General features: G+C 56.6%; 13 protein-coding genes and 1 pseudogene. 4 read left to right on the plus strand and 10 right to left on the minus strand.

Translation table 11 applies throughout. The features are described from left to right. Together ABYT07_RS13295 and ABYT07_RS13300 are read right to left on the minus strand one after the other, a co-directional pair. Window positions 1–750 (minus strand): annotated as a pseudogene (locus tag ABYT07_RS13295) (calcium-binding protein); the annotation flags it as partial. 121 nt (window positions 751–871) lie between these two features. Then, window positions 872–2,266 carry a DUF2793 domain-containing protein gene (locus tag ABYT07_RS13300; protein WP_372992317.1) on the minus strand — a complete coding sequence of 465 codons (1,395 nt, stop codon included), beginning with the start codon at window positions 2,264–2,266 and terminating at the stop codon, window positions 872–874. A gap of 141 nt (window positions 2,267–2,407) precedes the next feature. On the opposite strand from ABYT07_RS13300, the gene ABYT07_RS13305 reads away from it, so the two are divergent. The 3 genes from ABYT07_RS13305 to idi all read left to right on the plus strand — a co-directional run bounded on the left by ABYT07_RS13305 (window position 2,408) and on the right by idi (window position 5,159). After that, entirely contained in the window at window positions 2,408–3,181 is a 774-nt protein-coding gene (locus ABYT07_RS13305) for an enoyl-CoA hydratase-related protein (protein ID WP_372992318.1), read from the plus strand. Window positions 3,182–3,191: 10 nt separating this feature from the next. After that, window positions 3,192–4,337 (plus strand): CaiB/BaiF CoA transferase family protein, encoded by a 1,146-nt coding sequence (locus ABYT07_RS13310; RefSeq protein ID WP_372992319.1) that lies wholly within the window; start codon window positions 3,192–3,194, stop codon window positions 4,335–4,337. Between the two features lie 303 nt (window positions 4,338–4,640). Continuing rightward, window positions 4,641–5,159, plus strand: coding sequence for an isopentenyl-diphosphate Delta-isomerase (idi, locus tag ABYT07_RS13315; protein ID WP_372992320.1), 519 nt, complete (start codon window positions 4,641–4,643; stop codon window positions 5,157–5,159). 118 nt (window positions 5,160–5,277) lie between these two features. Here idi and ABYT07_RS13320 read toward each other — a convergent pair whose 3' ends face one another. Further along, entirely contained in the window at window positions 5,278–6,873 is a 1,596-nt protein-coding gene (locus tag ABYT07_RS13320) for a GMC family oxidoreductase (protein WP_372992321.1), read from the minus strand. Window positions 6,874–7,002: 129 nt separating this feature from the next. Between ABYT07_RS13320 and ABYT07_RS13325 the strand changes: the two genes are divergently transcribed. Beyond that, window positions 7,003–7,926 (plus strand): carbohydrate kinase, encoded by a 924-nt coding sequence (locus ABYT07_RS13325; RefSeq protein WP_372992323.1) that lies wholly within the window; start codon window positions 7,003–7,005, stop codon window positions 7,924–7,926. On the opposite strand, the gene ABYT07_RS13330 is transcribed toward ABYT07_RS13325, so the two are convergent. The 7 genes from ABYT07_RS13330 to ABYT07_RS13360 all read right to left on the minus strand — a co-directional run. Continuing rightward, entirely contained in the window at window positions 7,912–9,303 is a 1,392-nt protein-coding gene (locus ABYT07_RS13330; RefSeq protein WP_372992325.1) for a hypothetical protein, read from the minus strand. The two genes, ABYT07_RS13325 and ABYT07_RS13330, sit on opposite strands and share 15 nt — an antisense overlap. A gap of 47 nt (window positions 9,304–9,350) precedes the next feature. Then, complete coding sequence (locus ABYT07_RS13335) at window positions 9,351–10,124, minus strand: class I SAM-dependent methyltransferase (RefSeq protein WP_372992327.1); 774 nt, start codon at window positions 10,122–10,124, stop codon at window positions 9,351–9,353. Then, entirely contained in the window at window positions 10,121–10,525 is a 405-nt protein-coding gene (locus tag ABYT07_RS13340) for a GtrA family protein (RefSeq protein WP_372992328.1), read from the minus strand. Before ABYT07_RS13340 ends, ABYT07_RS13335 begins: the two co-directional genes overlap by 4 nt. A 2-nt stretch (window positions 10,526–10,527) precedes the next feature. Then, complete coding sequence (locus tag ABYT07_RS13345; protein WP_372992330.1) at window positions 10,528–11,478, minus strand: glycosyltransferase family 2 protein; 951 nt, start codon at window positions 11,476–11,478, stop codon at window positions 10,528–10,530. Between the two features lie 191 nt (window positions 11,479–11,669). Further along, window positions 11,670–13,028 (minus strand): polysaccharide biosynthesis/export family protein, encoded by a 1,359-nt coding sequence (locus tag ABYT07_RS13350; protein ID WP_372992332.1) that lies wholly within the window; start codon window positions 13,026–13,028, stop codon window positions 11,670–11,672. Between the two features lie 15 nt (window positions 13,029–13,043). Then, window positions 13,044–13,751 carry a YjbF family lipoprotein gene (locus ABYT07_RS13355; RefSeq protein WP_372992334.1) on the minus strand — a complete coding sequence of 236 codons (708 nt, stop codon included), beginning with the start codon at window positions 13,749–13,751 and terminating at the stop codon, window positions 13,044–13,046. Further along, window positions 13,748–14,593, minus strand: an 846-nt coding sequence (locus tag ABYT07_RS13360; protein ID WP_372992336.1) for a YjbH domain-containing protein, incomplete at its 5' end; no start/stop codon positions are given. The genes ABYT07_RS13360 and ABYT07_RS13355, both read right to left, overlap by 4 nt.

Here is a 14,593-nt window from a genome sequence, read left to right on the forward strand (position 1 = left end):
CATGACCACGCTCAGCGTTGCACTGTCGGCGGATGCCAAAATGCCGAACGACTGGCCTCCGACATCGACAAAGGCGGTTGCCGTGGGCGTGGCGATTCCCACCCCGTCTGCCGCAGAAATCCGTGACACTTCACGAGGCCAGCCACTGGTGTTCAAGGACATGCAAATCAACGCGTTATCAGCGGCAGACGAAACCAACAAAAACGGCTTGCCGCCCACTTGCGCAACCGACATTCCCGTGAACCCGGCCTCAGAAGCTGTGCCAGCCGTGCCACCTTCGACCAGCGTGACAGAACCATTGTCATTCATCCGCCAAACGCCAACCTCGTCAGATCCGCGGGCAATCCCGTATAGAAATTTTTGCCCATTCACTTCGACGGTTTCGGTGGCCAACATCTGTGACGGCATCGGTGCACCGGTCACCGCGGAAACAGCGCCAAAGCGGCCATCAGCCCCAATGCCGATCTTGGTCAGTGCAGCGTTCTGCACCCCGGTCAGAAACAGCTCGTTATCAACCAAGGTCAGTTTGTTTACGCTACCGGCCTGTGTCTCTCCGGACATCGCGCGGCTGTCCAGCAGGGTCAGGCCACCATCCGCGCCGATGCGATACGCAAGAAGATCCCCGCCCCCGAACCGCGATGTCGTATAAAGCACCCGCCCCTGAGACGTTTCTGCAACGACCATATCCGTGACACCGGTAAGGAACATATCTGTCCTACCTGCCAACGTTGTTAGATGATCGAACTCCATGCGCACCAACCCCATATCGCCACTGGGGATGATATTGCCGCCCGAGTGGTTTCTCGGGCGGTCGACTTTATGGCAAGTTGGTGGAGCTTGCTTACAATTCGCGAAAAACGGTACTCAATCCTTAGATATATTGACCGCCCGTTTGAACAGTACCCGCCACGTCACCGGGCAAAACAACACCACCACTTTGGATAACCGCATTGGCGGACACAGCATAGCGTTTGCCCGTGGCCGTCCCGGCAAAGCTTTGCCCGGCCATGCGCGCCAGACTAACGGTGTCACAAACCACAAACGCATCGCTAAAATCCGGTGCGCTTTCCAACGTCACAGTTTGCCCATTGCCGTCAAATCGACCCCCGTCGGTAAGGCGTAAATGATAGGTGGCACCGTCTTTGACCGCATACCCCCCGTCAATCCGCAGCACGCCACCTTTGATGTCGATATGCCCCCCCGCTGGACCGAATGAAACCTGATCCAGCGTCAGTGACCCGCGCGCAGAAACAGTTACCGCCGCCGCAGTAGGGCTTGCGTTTTGCACCCGGATGCCGCGCACGCAAACATCTCCTGCCGTGACAATCAGAACCTCGCCAAGCGCCTCGACGGTCACCTGATCCGGATCGCCCGAATTTCCTTGCAAAATCAGATACCCACCCCCGACAAGCGCGGCCTCAAAGGCCATGGCGACCGAGGAAGTATATGTCCCATCTGCAAGCTGGATCGTAATATCATGCCCCCCAGTATCAATCCCCTGAACCGCGGCCACGGCCCGCGCCAGCGTGGCAAACGCGCCCGTGCCAGCAGACAAACCATCGGCGACATCATCCCCCAAAACCTGATCCACGAAATAGCTTCGCGGTGCAGTCAGCATCTCACGCCAGCCGGACACGCCAACAGTGACCCGACCCGTTGCCGCATCAACACGCAGCGCCTCTGTCCAGCTTGATCCATCTGCACTAACCTTAAGCGAAAAATCGTCGGTGCCGGCAGTTCCCATCTCGGCACGTCCACCATATCCGGTTTGAAACAGCAGGCTCGCCGTATCGCCTGCCGACGCCTTGTTTATCTTTAACTGATGGCCAGCACCTGCGTTGTTCAACAACACCGCGTCCGACGACACAACCAACCGGTTATAACCATCATAGCTGGCACCGATCCCCAGACCCGGCAGATTGCTCAACGACCGCGAAGCCCAAACCGTGCCGTCAAAAACAACCTCTGTGCCGTTGTCCACAACCTGCGCAACCCAGCCCGCCTTGGGTGCCGTAAACATCCAGGCCCCACTGACAAAGGTCGCAATCTGATGATCTTGACCAGCCCATGCCGCCTGACCGTTTGCCGCGACGATGTAGCGATCTCCCTCAACCGCCGTCGCCGGAGGCGTGGAAAGACTGACGGTTTCCACGGCAAGCTGCACGATCACATCCAACAGGCTAAGTGCCTCGTTATGGGTGACATGCTTTTGCGCCTGTGACGGCTGGATATAAGGCATCGCGAGAATGGGCGAGGTATCGGTCATGAACGGGCTCCGTGGCTTGGGCATTTGCAAGTCCCGAAGCTGCGCCAAACCGGTTAATCACCTGTTAGTGGACCGTGCGCCAATCTGGTGTTTGCCTCTCCCTCCAATCGGTGCTTTGCTGCGGGCAAACGGGGGGACACCATGACAGACGGATTAAAAATCGAAAGAACCGGCGGGATAACGACAATTGCGCTGAATGACCCAAAGACGCTGAACGCGCTGACGCCACAGCTTGCGAAAACATTGGCAGCTACGCTGATGGATGTGGAAAAGACCAGCCGCGTGATCATCCTGACCGGGTCAGACCGCGCTTTTTGCTCGGGCGCAAATCTGCAGGGTCAAACGGATACAAACCCTGAAAATATTGATGCAGGATCGTCTCTGGATCAGGCCTATAACCCCTTGATGCTAACGATCCGCAATCTTGATGTGCCAGTGATTACAGCAATCTCCGGCCCCGCTGCCGGGATCGGGGCCTCAATTGCGATGGCGGGTGACATTATCATCGCCGGCAAAAGCAGTTACTTTCTTGAGGCGTTTTGCCATATCGGCCTTGTCCCGGACGGTGGTGCGACATGGATGCTGGTGCGCAATGTCGGACGGGTACGCGCCGCTGAACTCGCGCTTTTGGGCGAAAAGCTTCCTGCGCAGCAAGCCTTTGACTGGGGCATGGTCACCCGTGTCGTCGAAGATGATGCGGTAATGTCCACCGCGCACGACTTTGCCAAGCGGCTGGCAAACGGCCCCACGCACGCGCTTGGCCTGATGCGCAAACTTTTGTGGATAGCGGGCGACACCAGTTTCGATAATCAGCTTTCCGAAGAACGGGATGCCCAAACCTCGGCAGGGAAGCACCCCCATTTTGCCGAAGGCGTCGCCGCTTTCTTACAAAAACGCAAAGCAAACTTCGAATAGGAATACGCCCATGCCCGGCCCGCTTCACGGTTTACGCATCATTGAATTTGCGGGTCTCGGCCCCGGCCCTTTTGCCTGCATGATGCTGGCCGATCACGGGGCGACGGTGATCCGTATTGAACGCCCCGGCGGCACACAGGGTGGCCCCGAAAGCGATACCACCACGGATATCCTGCTGCGGTCGCGCAAACGCATCGCCATCGATATGAAATCCGCCAGCGGCATTGCCGTGTTGCGCGATCTGATAGCCACTGCCGATGGCCTTGTCGAAGGGTTCCGCCCCGGCGTGATGGAGAGGCTCGGCCTTGGCCCTGACGATATGTTGGCCCTAAACCCCAAGCTGGTCTACGGGCGCATGACCGGCTGGGGCCAGACCGGCCCCTATGCGCCGATGGCAGGACATGACATCAACTATATCGCGCTGTCGGGGGCACTGCATGCCTTTGGCCGCAAGGGCGAAAAACCGACCCCTCCGATCAACATGATGGGGGATTTCGGCGGTGGCGCGATGATGCTGGCCTTTGGCATGGTTTCAGCGCTTTTGCATGTCCAGCGTGGCGGCGACGGCACTGTGATCGATGCGGCAATGACCGACGGGTCTGCCCTGCTGATGTCGATGATCTACAGCTTTCATGGCCAAGGTTGGTGGCAGGACGAACGCGGGGTAAACATGCTGGACACCGGCGCGCATTTTTATGACGTCTATGAAACCCGCGACGGTAAATTCATCTCTCTTGGCCCGATAGAGCCACAATTTTACGCCAAGATGCTGGCGCTGACGGGCCTTGCAGATGATCCCGCCATGCAGCCCCAGAATGACACCGCCAAATGGGACGACATGCGCGATAGGTTGGCCCGTATCATCGCCTTGAAAACCCGCGGTGATTGGGATGCCGTAATGGTGGGCTCGGACGCCTGCTATGCGCCGGTCCTGTCCCTGACCGAAGCACCCGCGCATCCGCACAACCGCGCCCGCGAAACGTTTTTGACCGCAGGGGGCGTCAAACAACCTGCCCCAGCGCCGCGCTACTCCACGATTGCTACGACCCAGCCGGAAATGGCTGACGGGCACACCCACACGCGCGAAATCCTTGCGCAGCTTGGCTATTCAGAGACGCGGATAAAAGAGACATTGGCCCAAGGCGGGGTCTCTTGAGTACCCCTTAGCCGACAGCGAAGCCTGCCTTTGGTCGGATGGAAATTTCGCTGCTGACCCACAGAAAGTTCAACCGCGACCATACGCCCCTACTCAAAACCCTTGGGGCCAAACTGCCTGCATGTTAGCATTCAAACAGGCGCGTGAAAGATTTGTATCACTTTGCAAAGATGGCGATGTACAACGTCTTTCATTCAAGTCTTAAATAAACAAAGGCCTCGTGAAATCACGGCCTTTGGCACATACCAAAATAAGGATCACGAATTTGGCAGATCTGACAAGTGCTGTTGCGGTGATCCGCTTATGAGCCTGATGATTCCAGCTTGGGTCCGGGGGTCATTGGTGCCCGTCGAAAAGCTGGAGGTCCATCAGCGCGGCCTGCGCCACAAAGCGATTTCGGTCTTTGTCATGCGCGGCACCCAAACTCTGATCCAGCGCCGTGCCCTTGAGAAATACCACACCCCTGGCTTGTGGGCGAATGCATGTTGTACCCATCCGTTTTGGGATGAACCCGCCTTGGCCTGCGCCCGCCGCCGTCTGGAAGAAGAACTGGGGATTACCGGTTTGCATCTTGAGCACCGTGATCAGGTCGAATACCGCGCCGATGTCGGCGGGGGCCTGACCGAACATGAGCTGGTGGAGATTTACACAGCCGAGGCGATTGCATTTACTACCATCGACCCTAATCCCGCCGAAGTAATGGATACCGCTTGGGTGGAACTGGAAGACCTCGCGCGGCAGACCCGTGAAACCCCAGAGAAATTTACACCTTGGCTGCGGATCTATCTGGCTGAACATATGGACAGCATCTTTACCGCTTAAAGCGGGTTAGCTGACCGACGACTGCCACAGCAAAAATGCCCTAGATGAATTCTCAACGATCCCGAAACACGTCCATCTACTGCAAACGGGCGTTCCGAAATAGGATCGACACCCGCCCCTAGCGGCTCTCTTGGGCCAAAATCATCTTGGCTGCTTTTTCGGCAATCATGATGACCGGAGACGCCGTATTGCCCGACACGATTTTGGGCATGATCGACGCATCCACAACCCGCAACCCGTCCATCCCACGCACCCGCAACTGCGTATCCACGACGGCACGGTCATCACTGCCCATTTTGCAGGTGCCGACCGGATGAAAAATTGTCGTCGCAATGTTACCCGCCTCGCGCAGCAATTCCGCGTCCGATGCGATATGTGTGCCGGGCAGCATCTCGGTCGGCGAATATTGGGCAAGCGCCGCGGCTGTCATCAATTGCCGCGCCTGTTTGATAGATTGCACGGCGACCATCCGGTCCCGTTCGGCGCTCAGGTAATTCAAGCGAATGTCAGGCTGGCGGTTGATGTCGGTGCTGTCGATATGGCTCGCACCCACGGAATCGGGCCGCAGATTGCATACGGACACGGTTATCGCGGGAAAGGGATGCAACGGATCGCCCAGCTTGTCGGTCGACAGCGGCTGGATATGATACTCTAGATCGGGGCTCTCAAGGCTGGGGTCGCTTTTGGTGAACATGCCAAACTGGCTGGGTGCCATCGACAGTGGTCCGCTTTGCGTCAAGGCATATTGCAGCCCGATCCGCGCCTTCCCCCACAGGCTGTTGACGGTTTCATTCAGTGTCTTGACCCCGGTCACTTTGAAAACTGTCCTGATTTGCAGGTGATCCTGAAGGTTCTCGCCAACACCTTGCAAGTCATGCACTGGCACAATCCCCAGATCGCTGAGCCGGTCCGGTTGCCCGATCCCCGACAGCTCCAACAGTTTCGGAGAATTGATAGCCCCCGCAGCCAGGATTACCTCGGCCCGCGCAGTGGCTTTTACGATCTGGCCTTTGTGTTCAAATTCAACGCCTGTCGCACGCTTGCCTTCAACGGTGACGCGGCGCGTATGGGCCTGCGTCATTACCTTTAGGTTGGGCCGTTTCTGGACAGGGCGCAAAAACGCCTTGGCGGTGTTCCACCGGACCCCGTCCTTTTGGTTGACCTCAAAAAATCCAGACCCCTCGTTTGTGCCGGTATTAAAGTCCAAAGTAGGCTCTATTCCGAACTCTTTTGCGCCTTCCTGAACGGCTTCCAGAATATCCCAGCGGACACGTTGCGGCGATACCTTCCATTCCCCACCTGAATTGTGCAGGGGCTTGGTTTCGTCGTGATGGTCCTCGCTTTGCAAGAAATAGGGCAGCACGTCGTCCCAGCCCCAACCGGCATTGCCCATCTGCCGCCAGCCATCGTAATCAGCCGCCTGCCCCCGCATGTAGATCATCCCGTTGACCGAACTGCACCCGCCCAACAGCTTGCCCCTAGGGTAAGTTAACGACCGCCCGTTCAGCCCCGGTTCGGCGGCCGTTTTCATCATCCAGTCCGTGCGCGGATTTCCGATGCAGTACAGATAGCCGATTGGCACATGCACCCAGTGGTAATTATCGTTCTTGCCCGCCTCAAGCATCAGCACCCGTGTCTTGGGATTAGCAGACAACCGGTTGGCCAGCACACATCCCGCCGTGCCACCCCCTACGATGATATAATCAAATTCCACGGCAACTTCCCCCAGCTTTTGCCGCATCTTACTGTGCAGCCTACTGTGAGCAACGGAATAAGTTTTATCTGGACCGTTAGCGCTGACTCCCCTAATCAAATTGGGACGAAGCCGGTGGGAGCGGAAAAGATGATACTATGTTGCGGCGAAGCGTTGATCGATATGATCGAAAACGATGGTGCCTTTAGGCCCTACGCAGGCGGGGCTGTGTTCAATACGGCGATTGCCCTCGGACGGCTTGAACGTGAAGTCGGGTTCTTGTCAGGGATCTCAACCGACATGTTCGGTACTTTGCTGCGCGATACATTGCAGGCCAGCGCGGTCGATACATCCACGGTGATCCTGTCGGATCAGCCCACCACCTTGGCCTTTGTACAACTGACAGACGGCAATGCGACCTATTCGTTTTATGATGAAAACACTGCTGGCAGGTCCCTGAACGCTAATGCACTGCCTACGATCCCGCCCGCGGTATCCACACTTTATTTCGGTGGCATCAGCCTGATCGGCATGCCTGCGGCAGATTTCTATGCCGCCTTGGCCCAGCAAGAGGCGCAGCAGCGCGTCATAATGATAGACCCCAACATCCGGCCACAGTTCATCGCCGACCAAGACAGCTACCGTGCGCGCTTGGCCAAGATGATCGGCATCTGTGATATTTTGAAGGTCTCGGATGATGACCTGCATTGGATCACGCCCGGCGACGCCCCGATCGAAGAAAAGGCGCGTGCGCTGATGGCTTTGGGGCCCAAACTGCTGATCCTGACCAAAGGCAGCGCAGGTGCTTCCGCTTATCTCGCCAGTGGTGAAACCGTCGATGCCGCATCGCGCCGTGTCGATGTCGTCGATACCGTGGGGGCTGGCGATACGTTCAACGCGGGCGTCCTCGCGAAGCTGTCTCAGCTGGGATGCCTGACCAAGGACGGGATCGCGCAGTTGACCGCTGATGATGCTCTGGCCGCCCTGCGTCTGGGGGCCGAGGTGGCATCAATCACCGTGTCGCGTGCTGGTGCGAACCCTCCGATGTTGTCAGAGCTGTCACAAGGCGTCTGAATCAGCATCCTCAGGCAAGGGGGTGAAAATCAGGAAAGTGCCAGCATCGCTGCGACGAACGTGAATTTCAACCTCGCCGGTGTCACCCAGTTCTGGCTGGGCGGGGCACAGATCAGGCGTTGTATCGCAACTGATAACATCACGTCCGGTCAATAACTTCAGCCGAAACGGCAGCGCCTCGCGCGATTGGATACCAGCATCTTTACCTGATGTGATTTGCGACGGGTCACCGTACACAAAGACATCGCCGTCCATCACCGACATTTCTTGGGCAAGCGCCTTTGTGTCAGCGCGCCATGTGCGGAACTCGCCGTAGAACAGAAAAATCATGATGAAATAGACACCAATAACCAGCAATGCCGCGTTACGCCCCAACCGCCCATAAAGGCCATCGGTCACGCTAAGCAGTTGCACGGCGCGCACAATCGTCAGCGCAGCAAAGACCCAAGCAAACATAAAGGCACGCGGCGGGACAAGTACACCAAGTTTCAGCACCTGAACCACGACCAATGCGATGCCAACCGACAGACCGGCAAGCAGATACAGCGCCTCCATAGGGGCTTTTCTGCGCAGGACGAAAAAGGCGGCGATCAACAGAACGGGGATAAACCCTATCAGCGGTGCAAAGCCAAAGCCGTTGCGGTGGAAAATGATCTGGAATGTCTCAAGAAGCTTTGGCAGGTTTTCCATCATTCCCGCCAGACCACTGGCCGCCGTAGGCTCGCGCCATTCTGCAACCGGAACCCCGAAAACACCGTGAACCTGCCAATTGATCGCATAAACCGTCAAGACAGCCAAAACAAAGCTGACGCAGAACAGCGCCATCAACCCGGCTAAATCACGCAAGGACCGATCTTGGGTCTTCGCGATGCAGACGGCCAGCAAAAGCAAAGGATAGGTCGTGTAGGCAATAAAGCTGGCGAACACAAAAAGCGGCAGCAACCCGCGCAAGGTCGCGCTGGTCACCCGACAGGCCAGAAACGCGAACAGCGCCACAACCGCAAGGCCAGGGATCAGCGTGTTAAACCAAAGCGAAATCAGCATCGCTGAAGGCGACACCATCATCATCAACGCCAGAACGATGGTAAACCATGTCGCCCCTTTGGGACCACTTGCCACCACGGCAAGCGAGGCGACAAAAACCGCCCAAAGCCCTTGATAGACAACAAAATTCAACCACGCAGGGGTCACAACCTCGCGCAGGTGCCAGATGTAATTCAGCCAACGCCCTTCGTGCAGGGTCTTGTTCCAGAATGCAGCAGCATCGCCAAAGAACGCCGGATAATCGTCATGGCGGATCATTGGATCCATCAGATTCAGCGCCGACATCAACAACGCAGCGCCCAGAACCACCACAAGGGTCGGACCAAGCGTCAAGCGATGAGCCTTTTCAGCCGTTCTTTCAAACATTGCCACCGCTGCGGTCATGCCTGCACGCGGCCAACTGTCTTGGCGCGGCGGGCGCGGATAGCCAGAACCAACGCACGGGCCTGCGCAATGAACGTCACGGCGCGGCGCGGCAGTTTGCTGACCACAGCCAGACGCAAGCGCCACGCCAGATTGCCAACGTTCTTGACGGGCTTTCCCGCCTTGATCTCTGTCGCCAAAATCTCGGGGGGCAAGTCTTTGCGACCTGCTTCATTGACATAAAGGATCGCATTATAGCGATACCACGGTGCCATTTCCTTGTTGTCTTTCAGTTCGGGGCGCACGCAATCAAAAGCGGTATAACCGCGCGAGGCGAACAGGTCCTGCCAGAAGGAAAGCGGCTGTTCATTCACGTGGAATTCCCCACCTTGGCCCGTCACAGCCGCAGAAAACAGCACGCGATCAGACGCGCGGGTCAAGCTATCAACCAAGGTTTCTGATGCTTCGGTCGGAAGGTGTTCGCCCACTTCAAGGCTTTGCGCCAGATCAAAGCGGCGACCGGTTTCAACAGGGGCCGTCAAGTCGGCGGCCAGAAAATCCTTGGCGGCCACCGCCAGTTGATCGCGGCTGACATAATCGCCATCAACCGCCAGCACGTCACGCGCCCCGGCGCGTTGCCATTCATCCAGCCACACGCCACGGCCACTGCCCAGATCAATCACGCTTTGGGGCTGCAATTTCGGGAACAGCAAGGCGATCAGCGGCTTAGCCGAGGCCCGCGCGCTTTGGTTGATGTAATCAAAGAATGTGTCGTTATAAATATGGCTCATAGTTTGATTTCCGTTTTAGAAATAGGAGATACAAAGACCCACAGGGTCATGAAGATGTAATTTTGAACCGGCAAGAGAACGGTCACGATCGCTGCGGCAACCCATGGGTTCAGACCCACCATCAAAGATATCGGTCCGGTGATGAGTGCAGAGCTGACAAAGCCAAGCCCGACCATCACGCAAAATCGGCTGATCTGGTTACGATCTTGTAGCGGTTGGCCAAAGGTAAATGACGCTTGGCCCGCATATTGCAGGATCACGGCCAGCAAAAAGGCGACGCCATTGGCGACAACTTGCGGCAGGCCCACTGCCAGAAACGCCATATACAGCAAGATATAGGCCAAGGCCGTCCCACCGCCTACCATCGCAAAACGGACAAGCTTATGACGTAGCAAGCCCATAATCAGGCGCGCAGACGCTGGGCGACAGGCGCGATATCGCGCGCCTCTTCGCTAACGAAATACAGCGGACGGTTCTTGGCCTCGACATATAGGCGACCGATATATTCACCCATAATCCCAAGAGTCAGCAACTGTGCGCCCGAGAAAAAGCTGACGGCAAGCACGACAGACGCCCAACCCGGGGCTGTTTGGTAAACGACCAGTGAATAAATCACGTAGACCGCCATAAACGCGGCCATCAGCAGGCTGACAAAGGCGAGGCGCGTGGCCAGCTTGAGCGGCTTTGTGGAAAACGCGGTCATCGCATCAATGGCAAAGCGCATCATGGCGCGGAATGGGTATTTGGTTTCACCCAGCTCGCGCGGGGCGCGGATATATTCAATGCCAACCTGCTTGAAACCAGCCCAAGCAAACATACCACGAATAAAACGCGCCTTTTCCGGCATTGCCAGAACGGCGTCCAAGGAACGGCGATTCACCAGACGGAAATCACCGGTGTCACGGGGGATCGGCACGTCGGACATCGCGTTCAGGAAACGGTAGAACAGATGGGCAGTGGCTTTTTTGAACATCGTTTCGCCACGGCGTTCGCTGCGGCGGCCGTAAACCACGTCAAATCCGCGATCCATCATGAACATCATATCGGTCAGCAGCTCAGGCGGGTCTTGCAAATCGGCGTCCAGCATAAAGATGCGGTCGCCTTGCGCGGCTTCAAGCCCGGCAGTCAAAGCGATCTGATGGCCCCGGTTTGCCGACAGCTTTAGACCAACCAACTGGGGGCAGATCCTCTTGGCCGCCTCAATCGCTTTCCATGTTGTGTCGGTAGAACCGTCGTCGACCAAGATGATCTCGGCCTGATCTTTCCAAGGGCTGATTGTTTTTGACAAACGCTCAACCAATCCCGGAATCGAGGCCTCTTCGTTCATGCATGGGATCACCACTGAAAGATACATTCCGACACTCCGCACAGATTGCTGATCATCAAAGTGATAATTAGGGTATGTGGCCGAAATGGGGCAGCGATTAGGTTAAACTACGCATCTGATTGTTTTTCAAACGAGGACAATCAAAATTACATTTTAAGTAAACCAAACGCAGAAAGGCCGGACAACATGCCCGGCCTTTTCGGAATTTAGCGGTTTGATCAGTTGCCAGACAAGGTATTTCCAGCGGACAGAACCTGTGGGATGATCTGGGATACAGATCGGCTCCACTTGGTGACGGGCTGCTGTGCGATAAAGATGATGTCGTCAGGGCGCAGTTCAAACCGTGTCGCCAAGGCCAGATTTGCCGCATTGCGCGTATCCAGATGCCATGCAGTCACAGCGCCAAATTCACGAGGATCAGCAGACGCGCGCAATACATAAATCTGCGATATGTCGCCCGTCGTAGACGCCACACCACCTGAATCATAAAGCGCATCGGCTAGGTTCGCCTTGCGTTCAAACGGCAGGGCAAACCGCGACTGCGTTCCGACTTCACCGGCAAGGTAAACGTAATCGCGGTTATCGGCACCCAAATCGACGCGTGTTTGATAGTTTGCGCGCGCCTCGTCAAGATTGGATCGGCGCAACGTTACCTCAAGCTGAAGTTCGGCAAGCGCGGACTGACGGGCCACCTGACGGGCTTGAATCAGGGTAATCTGCTGGGCGAAATAATCCTGCGCGCGGGACAACTCATACTCCGTATCGACAAAGATCGCATCCCCGGGCAGCAAACGTGTTCGGGTCAAGCTAGCCCGCGAATACAGCTCGGACAGCGGAATTTGGTACAGCGTGCCATCCCGGTACAAACGGATCGAAGCGTAATCCTGATCTGCAACGGTGATACCGCCCGCAGCGGCAAGCGCCTCTTCGAGGTAAAGCGGCGTCAGTGTCACGGGCACGACGGCAGGCTGGCCAACTGCACCACCGATAGACACTTTGCGCGAGTTGAACTCCGAGATCTCAAGGCTGAACGTAGGATCAATCTGGTTTTCAACCAACCGCTGGAAAAGTGCGGCTTCGGCGTCTTCGATTGTCAGGCCCGCAATGCGGACGCGGCCAACATCGGGAATGTTGATCGAACCATCATCCTGCACGGTATAGCCTTGGCGCGCGTTCTGCGCTGCCAGCAATCCTGAAAGCTGTTCGACCGAAGTCGCAGCGCGCGGTGTCGCCAACAATACCACATCGCCGACACCAATCTGATAGGGGCCGGGGTCAGCACGCGGAGGCAAACGAAGTTCAAGCGCCTTGGGGCGCACTTCATCTTGGAACGTCGGTGATGGCAAATTACTACTGCCCCGCACACTGGATCCAGTTCCTGCCGTCTGCGAAAAATATGCTGGCAGCGACTTCGGCGCGAGAGAGGACCGGTTTGCTTGAATCACAGATTCTGCCGTCACGGCGAGAACACGCACGTTGGTGCCGCCCGCAACGCCTTCGACAACGTCAGATGTCCGGTACACGGTACCGCAACCCGCAATGCTTAGACCCAAAACGGCCACCAAGAGGTATCGCACGATAGTCACTCCACTTCACTCTGCTGCCAACACGACCTCGGTCGGGGGTGCTGGCTGTCTCGGTTCTCTGGTGGCCGATTGGGTCTTGATATACCCCAGCTCGTCCCCAGCCCATTGGCGCGCCTGAACGATCGCACCACTATTTTTACTGACCCAATACGTATTTTGAAACGACTGGTCCAGACTCTTACAATCTTCTGTCATTACACGCGTAGATACATTTCCTATTTCAAGCGAAATGACGCTTGAACCCTCGGTTTCGACAAGGCACCGGAAGGTGGTTGTCTTGATCTGGTCATTGCCTGTCAGATTGCTGTGCAGACGGTCCGAATATCCGGTCTGGCCAGACAGGATAAGCCGCATTGGCTCTGAAAGGTCAGCGGCAAACAATTCGGACCCAAGACCGCGCGTGCCTTGCATCATCCCTTGTTCAAGCATGATCGCTGACAAATCCGAACTAAGCCAAGTATCGACGCCGTTGATCCGGCTTTCCAGCAGCAATCGACCGGTTTGGGCACGGCTTTCGACTGTCAGGATCAACGCCGGAACCGACCGATCAGCAACAAGGGCTGCAAACCGGGGGGGAAACTGGTCAGTGGGTGCCGGCCCAGAAACGGATTCATTCAACACGATGCTTGCACCACGATTGAACAGGTTTTGCCCAGCCCCGCAGGCTGACAATCCAACAAGACAAAGGCCAAGGGCCGCCATACGCATGATCATCGCAGATACCCCGCCCAACCGTCGCGCATATCTTTGCCGCGATACTCTCTTACAACGCTATGCAGACGGTTTGCCACGGCAAGCCTTGCACCACCGTCCCGCACAATCGGTCGAATGGTCTGGGTCAGGTACCGGCGCGATGGCCGCCCCGTGAACCACGACAGCGGGATTTCAACTTTCAGACCTTTGTCAAAGGAGCCTTCACCAAAGGCATCGAAAGGAACATCGGTCAGCGTAAAGAAACCGCCAACTTTGAAGCCGTTGTTGAATTCGCGGTCAATAGACACCGTCGCACCGTAATCCCCGGCAAGATAGCGGCCCACATCAAGCTGCCCAAAGAACCCGTTGCCAAAGTCGTAATAGGCCGAAGCATGGCCGGTCAGCACGTCGTAATCCTGAAAGCCAAGTAGCATGTCAAAGTCACGCTGCTTGACGTAGTTGATCTCTCCACCCAGGGCCAAACGGCTTGCAACTGGATACCAAAGAACCTCGGCGGATACGCCCCCGAAGTTACTTTCCAGATAGCCAGCTGAAACACGACCGAACAGGTCCTTGCCCGGACGGAACATATATTCAGCCGTCAATGTATTAAGCTCCAGATCGGATTCCTGAGCATATCTGACGGCATTGGTCCGGACCGGTTCGATCTTGGAATCTGAGACCCGATCTGAATCCGCAATGTTCCCGATCAAGGGATAGCGCAGCTGCCCCGAGAATGTCAGGCCCGGTGACGGACGATAGGACATGCGCAATTGCGCGCCCAGATCGGCACGAATGGGGCTGTCAGGGTCAAAGAATGATGTCGCGAGATATGGCCCAAAGGACGCGTCGAATTCGGGAAA

Origin of the sequence: Sulfitobacter sp., from assembly GCF_041552635.1 — a bacterium.
Taxonomy (GTDB): Bacteria; Pseudomonadota; Alphaproteobacteria; order Rhodobacterales; family Rhodobacteraceae; genus Sulfitobacter.